19 protein-coding genes and 1 pseudogene are annotated in these 21,199 nt (G+C 36.8%); 16 read left to right on the top strand and 4 right to left on the bottom strand.

Annotated features, from left to right (window positions below):
- A partial coding sequence (locus KQI32_RS05960) for a hypothetical protein (RefSeq protein WP_216424310.1) occupies positions 1-192 on the top strand: 192 nt, incomplete at its 5' end.
- Between the two features lie 36 nt (positions 193-228).
- On the opposite strand, the gene KQI32_RS05955 is transcribed toward KQI32_RS05960, so the two are convergent.
- From KQI32_RS05955 to KQI32_RS05940, 4 genes are all read right to left on the bottom strand, one after another.
- A complete protein-coding gene (locus KQI32_RS05955) occupies positions 229-1,167 on the bottom strand; it encodes an ROK family protein (protein WP_216424309.1) in 939 nt (312 codons plus the stop codon).
- A gap of 66 nt (positions 1,168-1,233) precedes the next feature.
- Complete coding sequence (gene nagA / locus KQI32_RS05950) at positions 1,234-2,379, bottom strand: N-acetylglucosamine-6-phosphate deacetylase (RefSeq protein ID WP_216424308.1); 1,146 nt, start codon at positions 2,377-2,379, stop codon at positions 1,234-1,236.
- A gap of 472 nt (positions 2,380-2,851) precedes the next feature.
- Positions 2,852-3,703, bottom strand: a complete 852-nt coding sequence (locus KQI32_RS05945; RefSeq protein WP_216424307.1) for an SDR family oxidoreductase — start codon at positions 3,701-3,703, stop codon at positions 2,852-2,854.
- A gap of 181 nt (positions 3,704-3,884) precedes the next feature.
- Positions 3,885-4,928 (bottom strand): mannonate dehydratase, encoded by a 1,044-nt coding sequence (locus KQI32_RS05940; RefSeq protein WP_216424311.1) that lies wholly within the window; start codon positions 4,926-4,928, stop codon positions 3,885-3,887.
- Between the two features lie 192 nt (positions 4,929-5,120).
- Between KQI32_RS05940 and KQI32_RS05935 the strand changes: the two genes are divergently transcribed.
- The 15 genes and pseudogenes from KQI32_RS05935 to KQI32_RS05865 all read left to right on the top strand — a co-directional run bounded on the left by KQI32_RS05935 (position 5,121) and on the right by KQI32_RS05865 (position 21,191).
- Entirely contained in the window at positions 5,121-5,840 is a 720-nt protein-coding gene (locus tag KQI32_RS05935; protein WP_177689679.1) for a DUF421 domain-containing protein, read from the top strand.
- Between the two features lie 305 nt (positions 5,841-6,145).
- A pseudogene (locus KQI32_RS05930) lies at positions 6,146-6,346 on the top strand (DegT/DnrJ/EryC1/StrS family aminotransferase); the annotation flags it as partial.
- 80 nt (positions 6,347-6,426) lie between these two features.
- Positions 6,427-7,272 (top strand): aldolase/citrate lyase family protein, encoded by an 846-nt coding sequence (locus tag KQI32_RS05925; RefSeq protein ID WP_216424305.1) that lies wholly within the window; start codon positions 6,427-6,429, stop codon positions 7,270-7,272.
- A 3-nt stretch (positions 7,273-7,275) separates the two neighbouring features.
- Positions 7,276-7,923, top strand: a complete 648-nt coding sequence (locus tag KQI32_RS05920) for a sugar transferase (RefSeq protein WP_216424304.1) — start codon at positions 7,276-7,278, stop codon at positions 7,921-7,923.
- 26 nt (positions 7,924-7,949) lie between these two features.
- Positions 7,950-8,984: an Ldh family oxidoreductase gene (locus KQI32_RS05915; RefSeq protein ID WP_216424303.1), complete on the top strand. Its 1,035-nt coding sequence runs from the start codon at positions 7,950-7,952 to the stop codon at positions 8,982-8,984.
- On the top strand, positions 8,984-9,982 hold the full coding sequence (locus KQI32_RS05910; protein ID WP_216424302.1) for an acyltransferase family protein: 999 nt from the start codon (positions 8,984-8,986) through the stop codon (positions 9,980-9,982). Before KQI32_RS05915 ends, KQI32_RS05910 begins: the two co-directional genes overlap by 1 nt.
- Before the next feature lie 2 nt (positions 9,983-9,984).
- A complete protein-coding gene (locus KQI32_RS05905) occupies positions 9,985-11,211 on the top strand; it encodes a glycosyltransferase family 4 protein (protein WP_216424301.1) in 1,227 nt (408 codons plus the stop codon).
- 20 nt (positions 11,212-11,231) lie between these two features.
- Positions 11,232-12,038, top strand: a complete 807-nt coding sequence (locus KQI32_RS05900) for a glycosyltransferase (protein WP_216424300.1) — start codon at positions 11,232-11,234, stop codon at positions 12,036-12,038.
- Positions 12,028-13,317 (top strand): hypothetical protein, encoded by a 1,290-nt coding sequence (locus tag KQI32_RS05895; protein WP_216424299.1) that lies wholly within the window; start codon positions 12,028-12,030, stop codon positions 13,315-13,317. The genes KQI32_RS05900 and KQI32_RS05895 overlap by 11 nt, the downstream gene beginning before the upstream one ends.
- A 1-nt stretch (position 13,318) precedes the next feature.
- Positions 13,319-14,650 (top strand): O-antigen ligase, encoded by a 1,332-nt coding sequence (locus KQI32_RS05890; protein ID WP_216424298.1) that lies wholly within the window; start codon positions 13,319-13,321, stop codon positions 14,648-14,650.
- A gap of 27 nt (positions 14,651-14,677) precedes the next feature.
- Positions 14,678-15,901, top strand: coding sequence for a glycosyltransferase (locus KQI32_RS05885; protein ID WP_216424297.1), 1,224 nt, complete (start codon positions 14,678-14,680; stop codon positions 15,899-15,901).
- A complete protein-coding gene (locus KQI32_RS05880) occupies positions 15,898-17,133 on the top strand; it encodes a glycosyltransferase family 4 protein (protein ID WP_216424296.1) in 1,236 nt (411 codons plus the stop codon). Before KQI32_RS05885 ends, KQI32_RS05880 begins: the two co-directional genes overlap by 4 nt.
- Before the next feature lie 21 nt (positions 17,134-17,154).
- Positions 17,155-18,414 (top strand): NAD(P)/FAD-dependent oxidoreductase, encoded by a 1,260-nt coding sequence (locus tag KQI32_RS05875; RefSeq protein ID WP_216424295.1) that lies wholly within the window; start codon positions 17,155-17,157, stop codon positions 18,412-18,414.
- Positions 18,415-18,428: 14 nt separating this feature from the next.
- Positions 18,429-19,877 carry a flippase gene (locus tag KQI32_RS05870; protein WP_216424294.1) on the top strand — a complete coding sequence of 483 codons (1,449 nt, stop codon included), beginning with the start codon at positions 18,429-18,431 and terminating at the stop codon, positions 19,875-19,877.
- A 63-nt stretch (positions 19,878-19,940) separates the two neighbouring features.
- On the top strand, positions 19,941-21,191 hold the full coding sequence (locus KQI32_RS05865) for a nucleotidyltransferase family protein (protein ID WP_216424293.1): 1,251 nt from the start codon (positions 19,941-19,943) through the stop codon (positions 21,189-21,191).
- The last annotated feature ends 8 nt before the right edge of the window (positions 21,192-21,199 follow it).

The raw sequence follows: 21,199 nt of genomic DNA, 5'->3' as shown, positions 1-21,199 counted from the left end.
GCCGGATTAAGGCTTGAGTTTTTGCCATGTTTCTGTTATATTGAAAAAGCAGGGAGCAAAAACACTCCCTGCCAACCAATTTTACCCTTGTTTGGACTTTACACAAAGTTAGAAGCAGATCCTTTCCAAATAGAAACGGCAGCTTTCTGTTTGAAAACTGCCGCTTCTATTCTTTTATGTTCCCTTTTTTAACGAATGAAAGTCCGCGATTTTCAAAAAGCAGCTCCTTTATTCCAGTTTGCTTTTCAGGGCTACCGCACCGATGATTCCCGCGTCATTTGAAAGCTCTGCAAGCCGGATTTGGGTGTCATCATAAGACTCCGTCATATGCCTGCTGAGCAGTTTAATTAATATCTCTCCCTGTTTTGAAATACCTCCGCCGAGAGTGATAACCTCTGATCGCAATGCCATGATAATATTTTTGATGCCAATCGAAAGATAAAAGATATAAGTATCTACGACTTTTTTTCCGATGGGACAATTCATCTGCATAGCCTGGAACGCGGTCTGACCGTTTACCCGCGCCATATCGTTGTCCGCTGTTTTTGCAAGAATACTGCCTGGATTCTGTTTGATGGCTTCCCTTGTCTGTTTTATCAAAGCGGTGCCGGAGGCGTAGCTTTCAAAGGAACCAATTCTGCCGTAACGGGCAGGCGGATCATCCCACTTGATGGTCATTTGACCAAACTCTCCGGCTTTCCCGGTTTTGCCGACATATAGTTTTTTATCTATGATAATTCCGCCGCCTATACCGGTGCCCAGAGTGAGCATGACCGAGTGGGAAACATCGGCAGTGGAACCGGTACATGCTTCTCCTAAAGCGGCACAGCTTCCGTCGTTTGCTATATAAGTCTCAATACCGGATGCCTCCTGAATCTCTTTTTTCAGGTTCCAATCGGAAATGTTGATATTGGCAACCTCTGTAACCATTCCGGTATTGCTGTCAACATTCCCAGGGCAGCCAATGCCGATGTGATCAATGTCAGCTTTTTTCAAATTATTTTTTTGTAACGTGTCCGAGATCAAATCAGTGATATTTTTGATAATCACTTGCGGCTCTCTGTCCGCCAGCGTTTTCACTGAATTTTTATATATAATTTTATAGTTTTCATTTACCACGCCTATTTTTACGTTTGTACCGCCTATATCAATACCGATAGATAACAAATGATATCAACTCCAATTTCATATGAGGTGTTATTCTGCCAGTTGAAATTTCTGACAGAAAAAGTTTTATTTCAGCAGCTTTCCGTTTTTGATGACATGCCGCAGTGTCAGGTTATCATCAACGATGAGCAAATCTGCATCCTTTCCAATGTCAATACTTCCTTTTTTCTGTTCGACACCAATTCTTTTTGCAGGGGAATAAGTTGCACAGTAAACCGCATCTTCAAAAGGAATTCCGAATTTAATCGCTCTTTTGACGCATTCGAAAAGGGAACTATAATTTCCTTTCAGCGTGCCGTCCGGCAATTTGCAGGTTCCGGCTTTTATGATAGTGGTGATACCGTTGACAACATATTTTCCATCAGCGCTGCCTGACATCTGTCCGTTATCACTTATCAGTATCAAGCGTTCTTTGCCAAGAAGCCGATAGGTCATCCGAATGATCTTTTCATTGATATGGAAGCCATCACAGATGAGTTCTGCGGTGATATCACTGTCAAAAACAGCCCCCGGCACTCCAGGTTCTCTGTGAGAGATTCCCCTCATTGCGTTAAAAAGATGAGTAGCATGAGAAATTCCATGTTTCATACTCTTTTCTGTTTCCGAAGCGGTTGCATTGCTGTGTCCGATTGCGGGAACAATATTTCGCTCTGTCAGTTCATGGATACAATCCTGATTTTCTGTTATCTCGGGAGCAATCGTCATGATTTTAATTTGATTGTCCGCAGCTTTGCAAAATTCATTTAGCTCGTTCACGTCAGCCTTTCGAATGTATTTTTCCGGAATCGCCCCCTTTTTTTCTTTTGACAGGTAAGGTCCTTCCATGTTAAAGCCAAGTATTTCCGCGCCGGCGGACTGACCTTTTCTGTATTTCGAAATGACTTTTAAAGAGTTCAATGTATTCTCGTGTGAGTCTGCGGCCAATCCGCACAGAAAGGAAGTGGTTCCTTCTTTGACTAAATCGCCGCAAAGCGCATCAAGCTCTTTTTTTCCGGCAGCCGCAATATCGGTCTCTTTATAGCCGTGAATATGTAAATCAATCAGACCTGGAAGAACAGTCAAACCTGTGATATCCAAAATTTTAAGGTTATTGCTATCGGAAAAGTTGAGCGAATCGGAAGAATTGAAAAAAATTTTACCATCTGTGATGCAAATATCCTTTTTCTCTATTTTAAACCTGCTGTTTAGAATATTTCCGCCCATTAATATCATGACATATCTCCTCCTGTATATCTTCAATATTGATGAAATTAACAGAATATCGCCCGGTCCATAATGCTCAGCCGTCGGAGACTTGCTTTTTACGGCGTGCTCTTATTATACTTATGATTCTTTTGAATTTCAAGCAATCTTTGTCATATGTTTATTAATTACATAATTTGTTGATTTTATTCAAGTGGAAAAAATGTCATATTTTTCGCGATGAGCGAAAGAAAGTGAATCTTCGTGAATAAGGTATTTCAAATCCTTTTTATGGAGTATCATATAACGAAAAAATGTCTCCCGGCTTTTGAAGCCAAGAGACATTTTGTATTTTTATAATCTCGCTAAGATGTCCCTCACCTCTTTCGATGGTGGGTACCGCATTATCGAAGCAACTTGTTACAACATAGGGAATTGCGCGGAACCGTGCGCGGGAATATTTCCACACTGCTTGATAAATGTAAAGGCGTTTTCCGTGCCCTTATACACCGCCGTAAGCGTTAAATCCGCCATCAATCGGAAGGGTAATGCCGTTGATAAAGCCGGAAGCGTCTTTGCAGAGCAGGAACAGCAAACCGCCAAGAAGTTCTTCCGGTTCACCGAACCGGCGCATGGGGGTGCCGTTGAGAATTTTCTTGCTCCGTTCCGTATAGCTGCCGTCCGGATTGGTCAGCAGATCTCTATTTTGATTGGTCAGGAAGAAGCCAGGTGCCAGCGCGTTTACACGAATATTGGTGGTGGAGAAGTGCACCGCCAGCCACTCGGTAAAGTTGGAGATTGCCGCTTTCGCAGCGCTGTAAGCGGAAACTTTTGTCAGAGGATGATATGCGCTCATAGAGCTCATGTTAATGATGGAAGCGTCCTCCTTATCCACCATATCCGAAGAGAACACTTGGGTGGGAAGCAATGTTCCGACAAAGTTCAGATTGAATACGAACTGGATGTTATTTGGATCCAGATCATAGAAAGAGATGATATCTTCCGCGTCTACATCCGCTTTGGAATAATAATCATTTGTCGTGTTGCCGCGGGGATGATTGCCGCCAGCGCCGTTGATCAGTATATCCACACTGCCCAGTTTTTCATTGATCTCTTTTTTTGCCGCGACCAGTTCCTCTTTTACAAGAACATTAGAACCTACACCGATTGCAATGCCGCCCTCTGCAGTAATTTCATCGGCAACTTTCTGAGCCGCCTCTTTCCGCAGATCCATAACAGCAACTTTTGCTCCGCATTGTGCGATCGCCTTCGCCATGGTGGAACAGAGGATTCCGCCGCCGCCGGTGACGACTGCAACTTTTCCCTTTAAGTCAACATTTAGTGGAATATGCATTTTTTATGTACCTCCATATTATGATTTTGTTTTTCAAACTGATATTAAGCTTCCATAAGGGACCTAGCCACGGAATACAACGTTTCTTTGGCGGATTATACCGCCAAAGAAAAAATGGAGTGGAACCCGCCGTCTAAGAGGCGGGAAAACATCTTCATTTCGTTATTTCATTCTATCGTCTCTATTTTTCAGAATTGTTTTTTACAACTGCTTCATAAAGGCCGTTTAAATAGGTTGCACCAAGTGCCCTGTCAAACAGTCCGTAACCAGCCTGGCCGGTTTCTCCCCAGATCATTCTGCCATGATCGGGACGGATATAACCATCGAAGCCGACATCATAGAGCGCCCTAATGATTTCATACATATCAAGAGAACCGCATTCGGATTTGTGCGCGGCTTCCTCAAAGCAGCGTTCTCCGGTGATTTTAATATTCCGCGCGTGCATAAAATGAATTCTGTCTCCATAGCGGCGGATCATCTCCGGAATATTATTCTTAGGATTTACACCGAGAGAACCAGAACAAAGAGTGAGGCCATTATTTACACTGGGAACCAGATTTAAAAAACGATCCAGATTTGTCTCGTCAACGATAATCCGGGGCAGTCCGAAAATAGACCATGGCGGATCATCGGGATGGATCGCCATTTTGATTTTTACTTCATCGCAAACTTTGATGACCTTTTCCAGAAAGTATTTTAAGTTGTTCCAAAGATCTTCTTCTGTTACAGACTGGTATTTGGTAAGCAGGGCTTTCAATTCATCCTTATCATAGTTTTCCCAAGCCGGGAGAGAAATGTCCGCAACCAAAGGATTCATAGTCTTTGCGATTTCATCCACATAGATCAAAGCCTCGGAACCATCCGGAAGCTTGTGATTCAGTTCGCTTCGCATCCAGTCAAACACCGGCATGAAATTATAACAGACAACCTTCACGCCGTTTTTGGCAAGACGCCTCAACGTTGTGCAATAATTGTCAATGTACTGATCGCGATCGGGGGCTCCGATTTTGATGGATTCATGCACCGGTACACTCTCGACAACCTCAAAAGTGAGTCCGGCAGCTTCGATCTTATTTTTGTGTTCAATGATTCGTTCTTCCGGCCAGACTTCACCTGCCGGAATATCGTGCAGAGAAGAAACGATTCCATACATGCCGGGAATCTGTCTGATTTTGTCCAACGTAACCGGGTCGTGGTCACCGTACCACCGAAAGGTCATTTTCATCATGGTTTTCTATCCCTCATTTCAACAAATTTCTTACTCATTGTATTCCATAAGAAGGCGGTTGTCAAGGCGAAAAACGTAAATTTAGAGATTTAAGTAACTAAATAGTTACTTCGTCCAATTTTTCATAAAATAATCCAAGCGATACATAAAAAATAGGATTATGGAAAACTTAAAAATGAGGTGAAAGCAATGGAAGGTTTGATTGATTCTTTGGATATTATCGGAAGAAGCCTGCTCTCTATCGCGGTCTTATTTCTGGTTACCAAGCTTATGGGAAAAAAACAGGTTTCCCAGTTGAATACATTTGATTATATTATTGGAATTTCAATTGGATCGATTGCAGCAGCGCTTTCTGTGGATCAGGATACGGAGCATCTGGACGCTATGATATCCATGTTCGTATATGGATTAATATCGCTGATGATATCCTTTTTGACGCTTAAAAGCATCCGGTTCCGGCGTTTTATATCGGGTACGCCTACTGTGCTGATTCAACATGGAAAGATACTGGAGAAGGGGATTAAGAAATCAAAAATTGATCTGAATGATTTGATGGAGGAATGCAGAGAATCCGGTTATTTCAATCTTGCAGACATTGAATTTGCCGTTATGGAAGTTGACGGTACGGTAAGTATTTTACCGAAAAAAGATAAGGCGCCGGTCACCTGCGGCGATATGAATATTCAAGGGCAGCAGGAGGGCTTGGTTGCCAATCTGATTATTGACGGAAAAATCATGGAAAACAATCTGAAACTGGTTCGCAAAGATCGGGATTGGCTGGAGGCACAGCTGAGACATCAAAAGATTACGAATCCTGCAGATGTATTGCTGGCGACCCTGGACAATCAGGGACATCTTTCCGTTTATCACAGAGATATTCATGAAAAATCCTTTGACGTACTGCAATAAAAAAAGAGTATTATTCATAGTGATGAAAAGAGATGAGAGGAGTTTTAATAGCTGCTCACCTTAATATCCTACATTGAATTGTTGCATAACGATGCAATATGCTGCTTCCGTAAAATACTTCGGGAGCAGCTTTTTCAATTCGGCGAATGGAGCAGAACAAAAATTGATGACTGCAATTCAGCATATTGCATAAAAATACATCCTATTTATTGGAAAATCGTAAATAAACTTACTCTTGTATAATTCGTCAAAAAGTGATAAAATAAATCAAAAGATAACTTATTAAGATAGGTGTGGGGATTTTAATGGAAAATAGAATATTTCTTGCCTCTCCCCATATGGGGGGGAAAGAGCTGGAGTATATTCAGGAAGCATTTGATACCAATTGGGTTGCACCACTCGGAGAGAATGTCAATGGCTTCGAAAAGGAACTTGCGGAATATGTAGAAATCGGACATGCCGCGACTCTTTCTTCCGGCACGGCTGCAATACATATGGCTTTGAAAAACTAAATTCTTGGCAATTAGATAAATAATGTAACAGTTTTTTGTTGGTTCGAAATTTTGGGGTAGAGGATTATAATTTAATGAGTTTGAAATTAATGTATATTACCAACCATCCTGTTATTGCCGATATTGCACAAAAAGCCGGTGTAGATATTTTATTTGTAGATATGGAATATATGGGGAAAGATGTTAGACAGCATGGGCTAAATACGGTGAAAAACCATCATACATTTCATGATATAAAGGCAATGAAAGATGTTATAGTTTCTTGTAAGAATAAAAAATCTGAACTTATGGTGCGAGTAAATCCAATACATAAAGATTCAGAATACGAGATCAATACAGCCATTGAAATGGGTGCAGACATTATTATGTTACCTATGTGGAAAACAATACAGGAAATACAAACATTTATTCAAATTATCCGCAACAAAGCAAAAGTGTTTCTTTTGTTAGAAACAAAGGAAGCAGTTAAAATTATTGATGATGTTATTTCACTTTCTGGAATTGATGCTATTCATATAGGACTTAATGATTTACATCTAGCTTATAAAAATTATTTTATGTTTGAACCATTGGCAAATGGACTTGTGGATTTTTTGGCAAAAAAAATTCAAAGTCAAAAAATAGACTTTGGGTTTGGGGGCATTGCTAGAATTGGTGAAGGGATTATTCCCGCTGAAAAAATTCTTGCAGAACACGTTCGATTAGACAGTAAAATGGTTATTTTGTCACGTTCTTTTTGTGATTTAAATCATTTTATAGATATAGATTTAGATAGTATTCAAGAGCGTTTTGTTAAAGGTGTAGATAGTATAAGAAAGAAAGAAAAAGAATTTATGATGCTTGATGATACCTATTTAATTCAAAATCACAATGAAATTAAAACACTTGTAGAGAAAGTTGTACAACGTAAGAGGATATGAAAAATGTATACCAAAATTTTCAAGAGATTATTTGATATAATATTAAGTGTTTTTGCTTTGACTATTCTATCTCCTGTTTTATTAGTCACCGCAATAGCTATTAAAATCGATTCTCCAGGACCTGTTGTATTCAAACAAAAAAGGCTGGGACAGTTTGGACAAGAATTTGAAATCTTAAAGTTTCGCTCGATGTGTTTGAATGCTGAAAGTATTGGAAGTAGGCAATATTCGTTTAAATCTGATCCCAGAGTTACTAGAGTAGGGCGTATTATACGAGCCTGTAGTATTGATGAACTTTTGCAGTTTATAAATATATTAAAAGGCGACATGTCACTAATTGGATTCAGACCGCCTCTTACATATCATCCCTGGGCATATGATAAGTATACAGATGAGCAGAAGGTAATGTTTCATTTAAGACCTGGTATAACAGGATGGGCACAAATCCACGGAAGAAAAGGTGTGTTATGGGAGGATCGTATCGCCTTGAATGTATGGTATGTAAATAATGTATCGCTGTTTCTTGATATTAAAATTCTATTGGTAACAATTGTTAAAGTTCTTATGAATGCAGATAATGAAAACACAAGAATTACTGTAGAAAGTAAACAGTTAGATAATATGAATGAAAAGGTAGAGAAAAAAGCATAAAAATACATAAATATTATGAGGTATCAATGGTATACGTAAACAGAGAAAAAATAAACTCAGGTATTGTATTTATCCTGACAAAATGTGAAGTAAGTCAAAAGCAGGCGGAAATAATAGCTGACTGTATGATAACAGCAGATGCCTGTGGAGTTCATTCCCATGGATTATGCCTTTTTCCCGTATATATTAACAAATTGAAAAAAGGTTCTTTCAATCTGGTATCAGAGCCCAAAATTGAAAAGGAAACATCAGCTTTTGCTTTGATTGATTCTCAAAATACTATTGGAATGTTTTCTGCAAGATTTTGTATGGAATATGCTGTGAAAAAATGCCAAAAAAGTGGAATATACTTTGTTTTTTCTAAGAATTCCAATACCTTTGGTCCTGCTTTTTATTATACCAAATTTGCTGCTCATCAAAAAAAGATAGGAATGTGTTTCAGCAATTCTCCAGCGACGATGCCTGCTTGGGGTGGCGAAAAAAAAATATTAGGAACGAATCCTTTTTCTGTAGCTATCCCCGGTAATAAAAAAGGTCCCGTATTGTTAGATATGGCCACAAGTATTGTAGCAAAGTCACGGATCAATGAAATTCGAAAAAAAGGCGGACAGATTCCTCTTGGTTGGGCTATTGATGAATTCGGAAACCCCACAACCGATCCAGTTGAAGCGATTAAAGGGATGGTATTGCCGATGGCGGGCTATAAAGGCTATGGGATTGCTCTAATCATAGATATAGTTGCAGGTTTGATGTCGGGGGCGGGTTACTTAAATCATATTCATAAGTTTTATTCGGAAAAGAATGAATGTATGAATGTGGGACAATGTTTTGTAGCGATCAATCCGGAATTATTACATTCCAAGGAATTTTATGATGAAATAGATCATTACATTGAAGAAGTACATAATTCGGGAGAAAATGTTTTATTGCCAGGAGAACATAAGCTGGAAAGTGCATCTAATTGCGAAAAATATGGTCTTGAACTCACGGACGAAGTAGCTGAAATTATAAAAAAAGTATTTTCAGATTATAATGTGGCAGAAAGGTTTGAAGAAGTATAATGCAAGAAATACTCTATATCAGTGTTTTACAAATTCTCGGTCCTCTTTTTGTAATCTTAGGACATTCTCTTAATGGGATTGACGCATCCGGTGGCTGGTATATATTTTCTAAGCAATGGATATATTTTTTTCATATGCCTTTGTTTTTCATGATATCCGGCTATTTGTTATCCTTTAAAGGATACAGTGCTCAGAAAAGCTATAGAGAATTTGTGTATAAAAAATTTAAAAGGCTTATGATTCCTTATATATTTTGGAATATCGTAAGTTATGTTCCCAAATTATTTTTCCAGGAAATTGTCAATGACAGTGTTCCACTTGAGTTTTCAGAGGTTGTCAAAGCGTTTTTGTTTCCGAGACAAAATATATGGGGGCATACTTGGTTTTTAGCAGCATTATTTTTCATATATCTTGCGACACCGTTTTGGAAAAAAATATTTACAGCGGCAAAAAAGTATCAAATTGTAGCAATTTGTATCGGAATTTTGCTCTATGTTTTCCCTGTTAAGACAGAATTCCTGTGTTTTAGCGATTTACATAAAGATGTTTTGTTTTTTATGTTAGGCTGTTTTTTAGGGAGCTTGACAAAAGATCAATTTTGCCAAGCCATGAAAAAAAACAGACTGTTCTATACGATAGCCGCATTAATTTTATCTGCCGTGTTCTTGATTTGGTATAATAGATTGGAACCATTGCGGTTTATACCTTGTACGTTTATACTACTCTCTTTATTTTCCTCTGCGACCTATGCGGAAAAACTAAAAAGATTTCCTCCGCAGTTATCGGATTTAGCGAAAAGAGCTTTTGGAATTTACATTATGCATTGGCCTGTCATGATTGCTGTTCGAACAGTTTGTCAGATTTTACATGTGGATACTATTATTACAGTGATCCTCATGACTCTTTTTGGTTGTATTGTTCCAAATATTATTATTTGGCTTTTCCGAAAAATAAAACTTGATAGAATAGAAATATTCCGTTATTTACTAGGAGTATAATGATGACTGATTTGGTGATTATTTCAAATTACTGGCATTGTCCGCAAGAAAAGTCAAGCAGCAGATATCATTCGATTGCATCCATGGCTGCTTCCTATGGCTTGAAGGTTGAAGTTATTACTTCAACTTTTTATCATACCGCTAAAAAGCAAAGGAATGTTTTAAACAGAATGTTAGAAGATTCTTATTCCATTTCTTTTATAAAGGAAAAAGGTTACAAAAAGAATATTTCCCTCCAAAGAATATCCAGCCATTCCGGCTTTGCAAATAACGTGATAAAATATTTGAAATCCAGAAAAAAGCCTGATATAATCTATTTGTTTGTGCCGCCTACGGGATTGGCGAAAAAGGTGGTTCATTTTGCCAAAAAAAATCAGATACGGATCATTACGGACATATTGGATTTATGGCCGGAAGCTTTTAAAATGATAATCCCTCGCTTTTTGGAACCCCTGTTGTATCCAATGAAGAAAAAAATTGAATATGTGTATAAAAACGCTGATAACATTGTGACGGTTTCAGAAAATTACCTGCATAGAGCGTATGCCTTAAACAAAAGAAAAGGCAAGAGCATCGCAGTTTATATCGGTACCGAACTTGATTACTTTGACAAAATAGCGGCTTTTGCAGAGCCGCTGGAAGGAAAGCTTCGATCCGTTACAATGGTTTACATCGGTATGCTAGGGCACAGTTATGATTTGATCGAAGTGATGGATGCTATGCTTTATCTGCGAAATCACGGTTTTGATGAAGTAGAGTTTCTTGTTATGGGAGATGGCCCGTTAAAAGAAAAGTTTATGTCTTATGCTGATGTTCACCATCTTCCTGTTCGTTTTACCGGGAGACTGTCGTATGAGGAAATGGTAAGGAAGCTTGTAAAGTGTGACTTTGCACTGAATGTATTGTGTGGGAAAGCGGCTCAGAGTATTATCAATAAGCATGCTGATTATGTATCCGCAGGGCTTCCTGTTATCAATATTCAGCAGGACAACGAATTTGATAACCTTTTAAATGAATATAATGCGGGCATAAGCTGTCCCATAGGAGATACGGTTTCACTAGCAAATGCAATAAAGCTTTTGGCAGCTGATAAAGAAAAACGGATAGAGATGGGGATTAATAGCCGTTGCCTTGCTGAGAAAAATTTTAATAGAAAGAATACGTATTTAAAAATTCTAAACTTAATCACGGGTAAGGATGAGCATATAATGCGTGCAGTGAAAGAATAGAGTTACAGGGGGAAGAATGGATGAAATTACAAGTGCTTGTTGCAACTATGCATCAAAAGGATTTTTCAAAATATAACGAAATGAATATTCAATCTGATGTATTGTTTATTAATCAATGTGAAAAGGATTGCGTAATTTCTGAAGTTATTGATGGTCATCAAGCAAAAATGATTTATACAACGCAAAGAGGCTTATCGAAAAGCCGAAATATGGCTCTTTCTTTTGCCGAAGGTGATATATGCTTAATTGCAGATGACGATGTTAGATATATTCAAAATTACGAAGAGAAGATTGTGCAGATCTTTAAGAGACATCCGCAGGCAGATGTTATTGTATTTAATGTGAATACGGAAAAACAAGCTCGAATATATGGAAAAACATTTCTAAAAATAAGAAAATCTCCTAGATTTAAGAATTACACTTCTGTTCGAATTGCTTTTCGAAAGAATAGGGTAATAAAAAGCAATACTTGGTTTCCTCTTTTTTTTGGTTCTGGCTCTTTATTTTCAGCTGGGGAGGAAGCTCTCTTTCTGAGAGAGTTGAAAAGAAAAGGTCTTATTGTCTATGAGCATCCTTTAACCATTGGTGATTTGCTGGAATCGGATTCTCAATGGTTTACCGGGTATGATGAAAAATTTTTCTACGATAAAGGCGCTTGGGTAAAGTGTGCTTTTCCGCGGTTTGCATTTGTATTGAAATTTTATTATATAATTCGATTATTCAAAAAGACTTCTTTGCCTTTTCAAAAAATGAACAGCATGTTAAATGCAGGTATAAAAGGTTTTTGTGAGTTAAAAGGATATCAGGAGTTTTGCGATGAACAATAAAGGACAGAATTCAAAAAAAACAAACTATCTTTTTATCACAAGTTGCTATTTACCCAATCCGGACGCAAGTGGATTATGTGTATCTCTTGTTGCGGAGGAGTTGCTTCGACAGGGGAATGAGGTTGAATGTATTTCCTATTGGGATGAGAAATTACCGATTCATGAAGTGATGGAACACCAGAATATTTATCGGATTCCAAAACCTTTTTATAGTCGTATTCGTCAAAAATATGCACATTCTTCCAAATGGTTTGAGCGATTTATGATGAATGGAATTACTTTTGTTAGAAAGATAAAATCGGTCTTTATTTTACCTTTTTTTCCTTCGGTTTCTTTATTGAGAGAGTGGAAGATATATTGCTTAGCTTCTAAATTAATAAAAGAAAAAAAGATTGATTGTGTTGTTGGATCGTTTCGACCGTTTGATGGTGTCAGCGTTGCAATCAAACTGAAAAAGAAATATCCAAATTTGAAAACATGTGCATATTTTTTGGATTTGTTACATTGTGACAAACCGGCAGGAATTCCGAAAAATATGTATGAAAAGCTGTGCAGCAAACGATTATTGCATGTATTTCAAAAAGTAGATTTAACCATTCTTCCGATGAGTGGGAAAAAAGAATTTAAAAAATCCTTTTACGATTCCATTCGAAGCAAACTATATTATGCAGAGTTCCCTTTGGTACGGGAAATGAAATGGGAAAAAAAGAATTTATTTTTCCATGACGACGGACAAATAAACTTGGTATATGCTGGAACTATAAGTAAACAAATACGAGACCCTTCCTATTTACTAAAATTGTTTTCGAAGTTACGAGAAAGAAATAGCAATCTTTTTCTTCATATATTTGGTCCGTGTAACGATCCTGAATTTAAGAAATTATGTGATGCACAGGATGGCTTGATATACTATGGCAAGGTTGAAAGCAAGATTGCATATGCAGCACTTGGAGAAGCAGATGTGGCGATTAATATTTCGAACCAAGCTTCTCAAATGGTGCCAAGTAAAATTTTTGAATTGTTTTCTTTCAGAAAACCGATCCTTAATTTTGTAAAAGAGAAAATGGATTGTGCCTTGTCGTATATCGAGCGTTACCCCCTTGTGTGCAATGTTTTTGAATATGAAAACAACTTGGGAAAAGATGTAAAAGAAACAGAGCGTTTTTTGGAAAATTTTTCACAACAAGGAGAAATAAAGTTTGAGACAGTCTGCGAGCTTTACAAACAGTGCACGCCTCATCACATTATAGAATTATTAGCTTTTTTGCAAAGGAAATAATATGAGAAGTATTTATAAATATGAAAAGAAAAAAGGGTATTTAGAATATGCTTATTTATTTGGAATGCTTTATATGACTTGCGGCTATGCCATGAATAAGTATGTTGGTTGGTTTGCTTTGACATTGCTTTTTTGCTTGTCAGGACTTGCTGTTGTGATGCGTTTTTCTAATATTAGTGTTGACAAAAATACAGCGGTAGTATTTTTAATAATGATATTAAATATTTTGGTTACTTTTCTTTATAACAAAGAATCTAAAAATTTTTTTATCAATTTTGCACAAATTTTGTTGGCCTTTTTATTTGTTTCGATTGTTTCATTTCAAAATTTTGTGCAAAAATTTACGAAACTGATGTATTTTCTTGCGGCGTATTCTTTGATTGTATATTTGATAGCATTGCTTATACCACAAGTGTTGACCTTTTTTCCAATAACTTATAACATCCAACGCTTACCGGCATATAATTTAGGTTTTTCTGTTGTAGTACAGGAAAGTAATATGCTTCGGAATAACGGCTTTTTTTGGGAGCCAGGGGCATATCAAACATTCTTAAATTTGGCTTTGATTTTTCTTTTATTCACAAAATATAAAATAGAATGGAAGTCTATTTTTGTAATTACTTTTGCAATAGTAACTACCTATTCTACCACTGGTTATATTTGTGCTGGATTGATTTATATAGTATATATGTGGCAGAGATTGTTTGAACGACAAGAAAAAAATAACAAAAAATTAAAATTGATTTTTATATTTACGATATTATTCACGGGAGCCGTAATAACATATAGCATTTTACCTAATTATGTTCAGCATCAATTATTCGGTAAAGTTTCTATATATTTTTCTGACTCCGATTCTATATATGCTACTTCATCATCAGTCCGTTTTGATGCGGTCAAATATGCAGTAGAAGCATTTAAGAAATCTCCTTATATAGGATTGGGACGAGAGGGATTTCAGGCTTATATAGAACAAATAACAGGGAGAAATGTTATCACTTGTACACCTCTAAATTGGTTTGCAGTGTACGGTGTTGTGATGGGGATTCTTTGCAACTGGGGATTTTTTTTGTTATTAATAAAAAAATATTTTTCGAATGGTAAGATGGTTTCCATTTTGCTTTGGTGCATTGTTATTTTGCTACTCAGTTCTGAAGACTATAGTAGAAATCCAACCATTTTACTTTTTGTGTTTTATGGATATCAGGTTCAGAAAAAGGGAAAGTTGCGTATTCAGGAGTTATTGGAATTCCCAGAGGTGCAAAGCGTAATCGTACAGAGTTCCAAAGAGAATAGTGAAGACGACATTGAGGTTGTGTGTTCGCAAAATTGATCGTGGATAAAAACGGGGGGAAGAAAGATGAGTCTTGTTGTTTTACTCAATTCCTGCAATTATGGAAGTACGGGAAATATCTGTATTGATATTAGGGAAACGGCTAAAGAGTGTGCATATGAGGTTTTCTTTTGCTACCCTGCTAGCCGTTCTAATTTTGCCAAAAAAATAGAACAATCTATCACACTTGGAAACCGCTTTGAAAGGAATCTTCATCTGCGTCTTGCGGAATGGAGCGGTTATCAAGGTGGTTTTTCTCATTTCGGTACCCTTTCGTTTTTGAAAAAAATGGATGTTATCAAGCCGGATACAGTTCATTTACATAATCTTCACAATTGCTATATTAATTTACCAATGCTGTTTCGATGGTTAAAAAAAAGAAATATGAAGGTTGTCTGGACGTTACATGACTGCTGGGCTTTCACGGGACATTGCCCTCATTTTGATATGATTGGCTGTGACAAATGGAAAACAGGATGCCATAATTGCCCGCAATACAAGGAATATCCGTCTTCCAAAATTGATAACGCTAAACTGATGTATCACTTGAAAAAGAAGTGGTTTACCGGCGTGGAGGATATGACGATTGTGACTCCTTCAAAATGGTTGGCAGACTTAGTGAAACAGTCTTTTTTGAAAGAATATCCTGTAAAGGTTATACATAATGGAATTGATTTATCCGTTTTTCAGCCTACCGAGAGTGGCTTCAGGAAAAAATATCATTTGGAAGAGAAAAAAATTTTATTAGGCGTCGCCTCTCCTTGGTCGGAGCGAAAAGGGTTGGATGTCTTTATAGAATTAGCAAAACGATTGGACGAAAGATATCAGATTGTTCTTGTCGGTTTGACAAATGAGCAGAAAGAGTCTTTGCCGGCGAATATGATAGGAATTGAAAGAACCGCAAATCCAAAAGAGCTGGCAAAGCTTTATACAGCGGCAGATATTTTTCTCAATCCAACAAGAGAAGATAATTTTCCAACCGTTAATTTGGAAGCATTAGCCTGTGGGACTCCGGTTCTCACCTTTCAAACGGGAGGGAGTCCGGAAAGTTTGGATGAAAACTGCGGCATTGTGGTGGAAAAGGGTGATGTTGATGGGATGAAAGAAGCAATTTATAGGTTAACGGAAAATCCGATTGACAGCAACTGTTGTATCAATCGAGCAAAAATGTTCGACAAGAATGAAAAATTTATGGATTATATCAATTTGTACCAGCAAAACTTGGAATCAGGAACAGAGAAAAGTTGTTGAAGACATTTGAAAAAATTGGGAATAAAATGGGCCCCAAAGATAAAAAGAAAGTGAGATTTACTATGCGAAAAAGTGCATTAATGGTATTTTCTGCTGGAATAGGCGGTGCTGAATCAGTCGTAAAAGAAGTTTTCGCTCATTTGCTTTTATTAAAAGAGGATATAGTTGTTATTACATGTGATGAGATTGCTGATGTGTTTCGAGAGATTAATCCGGTGAGAGTTCTTTCTATTGGAAAATTATACAATAATTCTTTTTTCTCAAAAGGATATCGCTTCCTATTATATAAGCTATGTAACAAGCTGTTTAAAAATAAAGATTTATATAACAGATTGTTGCTGAAAAAACATATAAAAAAAATTGCAAAGATAATTTGTTCAGAGAATATATCCATTGTTCATGCACATTTGATGCAAGCTATATACTGCTTGAGCAAATGCAAAACGGATGCTGTCAAAATGGCAACGATCCATGATGCTCATGGATTGGACAATATGGGATTTGATGAGCTAGCATATCAAACGGTAAAAGATATGTATGAGCAAATGGATATTGTAACAGCAGCCTGCAATTATTTTTTTGATTTATTCAGAAATAATAATATAAATTTAAAAATGACTTTTATTGTGGAAAACGGAATTAATGCGGCAGCTCTTAAAACGGTAATCCCAAGAAACTTTGATGCAGATAAGTTTCATATCATATTTTTGGGAGGAGATCGGGAAGTTAAAGGCTGTGATTATTTAGAACAGGCAACAAAAATTTGTGTGAAGGAATTTAAGATTTATAATATTTGTGTGCATGTTCTTAGAAATGTCAGCGAGGCGTCTTCCTTTTATCATGCAGTTGTACGGGACGGACTTCAAGAATATTTTGATATTGTAGGTTATGTTGAGGGTGGAAAACATTTGGAATATATGGCAGCGGCTGATTTGTATATCCTGCCGTCGAGAACGGAAGGTGCGGCAAATACTTTGCTGGAGGCTATTGGGCTAAATTTGTGTATATTGGCAACAAATGTGGGGGGGACTCCGGAACTGATCGAAGACGGCGTTAACGGATATCTTGCCAAAATGGATGCCCGTGATATAGCGAATCGGATAAAGAGGTTATACAGTGATATATTATTGCGCAGGAGATTGGCAGATGCCAATAAAATGAAATCCGAAAAGTATGATTGGAATATCATATCTGAAAAATATAAAAAGATTTATCATTGTGTGAGAAAATGAACAGACGGAGAACTTTAAAATATGGAGCATATCAAAACAAAATATCTAATTTTAGGAGCTGGATTAACCGGTTTAACCTTTGCCGCTCATAAACAAGAGCATGAATATATTCTAATCGAAAAAGAAAAGACCTACGGAGGATACTGTGGAACCCATATAAAAAATGATTTTGTATGGGATTATTCCGGACATTTTTTTCATTTTAAAACCCAGGCTGTCAAACAAATGTTTTTGGATGCCATTCCTTCTGAAGATGTTGTCGAGGTAAGAAAAAACACGAAGATATTGTATAACGGAGAACTGATTGACTATCCGTTTCAGAAAAATATCCATCAATTGCCTCAAAAGGAATTTATTGACTGTTTATATGATCTTTATTTTAGAAAAACGGATTGGAATTCAGAAAATTTCCATGAAATGTTATATGCTAAGTTTGGAAAAAGCATAACGGAAAAGTTTTTGAAGCCTTATAATGAAAAATTATATGCTTGTGAATTGTCACAGCTTGACTCAGATGCTATGGGACGTTTTTTTCCGTATGCGGATATTGACGACATCATAAAAAATTTTAAGACGGAGAATAATCAATATTATAATGATACTTTTTTATATCCCCGGAAAGGCGCACAGCAGTTTATAGATTATTTATACAGCCAAGTTGAACGGGAAAAAATCTATTATAATGAAGATATTGTTAAAATAGATTATTATAACAAAACATTATACACCAAAAAAAGGAAATATAATTATGAATATCTGATATCAACTATTCCATTGAATAAATTTGCTGAATACTTAGAGTTTCCTACCGATCAAATTATGTCGTATAACAAGGTTTTGACTTTGAATATTGGCTTTCATGCAGACAGTACGAAAAAGTTTTCTGATATTCATTGGTTGTATGTGCCGGATAAAAAATATAATTTTTATAGAATCGGTTTTTATAATCATATTGTTCCTGCTTCAAAGTTAAGCGTTTATGTAGAAATCGGTTTTTCGCCAGACAAAAATATAGATATCAGTCATGAATTTAAGGAAACCTTAAAAAATATGAAATCAATTGGCATAATCGATTCCAATACGGAAGTAGTAGACTGGGAAGCGGTTATTATGGATCCTGCCTATGTGCATATCAATAAAAAGACGGAAAAATTAAAGGCTATTCTATTCGGAGAAATGAGAAAGAACAATATATATTCCATTGGTCGATATGGAGAATGGAAATATTGTTCCATGGAAGATTGCATTATAGATGCGCTTAAACTTGGAAATACGATTTAAGAAGGTACACATAAATGTCAACAGAGAAGAAACTGTTAAAGAATGCTTCGTGGAATATTATTTATAATCTTTTGAATATTGTTTTTTCCTTATGTTCCGCAATATATGTGTCGCGAATTTTAAATCCGAGCGGAGTTGGACTTATAACATTTGTAAATACAATCGCTGCGTATTTTATCCCTTTTGCGTCTTTAGGAATGCCTACATATGGAATACGGGAAGTCGCGCGTTCCTACGACAGTCCGAACAAAAATAAAGTTTTTACAGAACTTTTCTTTATTAATTTTTGTTCGTCTATGATAGTGAGCATCCTATATTATTTGATTGTTATGTCGGCTTCCTATTTTCGTGAAAATAGGCTTCTGTTTTTTATTGCCGGCTTCAGCATACTGATCAATGCTTTTAATATTGAATGGTTTTATAAAGGGACAGAAAGGTTCAAATTTATAACTACAAGAAATATCCTATTTAAAATAATTTCATTGATAAGTATATTTCTGTGTGTAAATTCTAGGTCTGATATTATTGTGTATATGATAATAACATGTTGTGTCAGTGCGGGAAATCAAATCGTTAATTTAATTCATTCCAAAAAGTATGTGCAGTTTCATATCAAGCTGATATCCTTAAAAAGTATGCTGCGGCATATGAAACCGTTATTATTCTTATTGGTATCAATAATAGCAGGGGAACTATACTCTAAAATAGACATTGTCATGTTAAGAGAAATGTGCGGCGATAGCTATGTGGGATATTATTCAGAGGCAACCAGAATTTCTAATATCGTATTGACCGTTATTGTTTCCATTACAGCGGTAATGCTTCCACAGCTATCGCAAACATATGAAAATAGAAAATTAAAAGAGTTTAACAGACTTATAAACAATGGATTGAATGTTCTGCTGAGTGTCAGCTTGGCAGCTTTTGTGGGGATACAGTTTGTTGGGGAGGATGTCGTTATCCTATTATTTGGAAAGGCATTTGCCCCTGCCGGATTAACATTGAGAATTTTATCGTTTCTTTTTATCGTGAAAGGCGTTGGAGATTTGCTTGCCTATCAAGTGGTGATTTCGATAGGCAGAGAGTCTATCTTTCCGATAATACGTTTTGTTGCTGCTGCTTTGAACTGTATTTTAAATTACATTTTAATAAAACTGTATCAACAGAATGGAGCGGCATTTGCATCGGTGGTAACAGAATTGTTAACAGTAATAGTTGTTTTGATTATAGTGAGAAAAGAAATACGTATAAAGATGAAAAAAAATAATATCATTTCACTTTTCTGGAGCACTTTTTTTATGACAGTGTTTTTATTGTTAAACGCATTGATACCATATAATGCAATCATAAAATTAATTATTAATATTGTATTCGGCGCTTTTATTTTTATGGGAGGATTAATGATATTTCATAATGATATTATAAATTTAGTAGCATTAGTTAAAAACAAAAATGTTTCGTAATAAGAGGTTCGTTTTAAAATATTTGATCTGCTCTACGAAAGGCTTTTATGAATGGGAGAAACAATGAACAGCCGGAAAGAAATTTTTAATCTTTTAAAAGTGAATAATTGTGAGGAGCAAATACATATCTCATATGACGATGCGTTTATTCAAACAGCTGTTCTTCACGACGTCCAATACATCATTTTCCCCAGGCTGAAACAGCTGTATGAAGCGGGGCGGCTGGATATGCCGAAAGAGGTCTACGAAAAGTGGAACGCTGAATTTTATTACAACACGATGAAAAACGTTCAGCGCAATGCTTTTATTCACAAGACGCTCCATGCTCTGGAACAGGCAGACATCCCGTGCTGTCTGTTGAAGGGGGAAACACTGGCGGTGTTATATCCCTGCCCGGAGGCGCGTATTTCAGGTGACGCGGATATCTATATCGGGACGGAGAACATACACAAAGCAGAGCAGGTGATGCGTGAACTGGGTTTTGAGGTGAAGCCGAAAAATAAAACATCTCATCATGTAGTATGTATACATCCGATTGGCGGAATGGTTGAACTGCATTTATATCTGCACGATGAGCTTTTCGAGGACGTCTGGTTTGACAAGCAGTCTGTTTTTACCGAGCCGTTTCGGAAGATAACGCTGGACAGGGACGAAATCTATACGCTTGGCTATACGGACGGGGCAATTTTTGTGACTCTTCATCTGATCAAGCACTTTTTGAGTCAGGGAGTGGGAATTCGTCAGGTACTGGATACCCTTCTCTACCTTAAGGCTTATCACAAAGAAATCAATTTTGAACGTTTTAATGTATTGATGTGCCATTTGAAATATGAAAAATTCATGGATGTGTTGTATACCATAGGCATCCAACACCTCGGCTTCCGCGAGGAAGATTTTCCGCCCTTTATCAGGCGGGAAGCACAGGCGGAGCAAGTGTTGGATGAGATTATGGAGGCGGGTACTTTCGGCTTTTCCGATGTGCAGCGGAAGGATTTCTATATCACTTATACCGAAGAACGGTTTCAGCGTTTTAAGAAGGAAGATTATAAGAGATATATGAAAGCATGGCGTCATGAGAGCATATGGGAAATCATCTTTCTGGATCGGAAGCGAATGGAGAAAAAGTATCCCTATGTGAAAAAATCGGTTATGTTGCTCCCTATTGCGTGGATACAGCGTATCTTTTATCTTATTCTTACAATACTTTCCGGCAAAAAGAAGACAAATGAATATACTCACGTAGTCAACAAAAACGAACAGAGCGACTTTGTGCAAAAGAAAATGTCGCTGATTCGCGAACTTGATATGATATAGAAGAATCG

The sequence above is a fragment of the Acetivibrio sp. MSJd-27 genome, assembly GCF_018918095.1.
In the GTDB taxonomy this organism is placed as follows: Bacteria; Bacillota; Clostridia; order UMGS1840; family HGM11507; genus HGM11507.
This window is presented reverse-complemented; position numbering and strand designations above follow the sequence as displayed.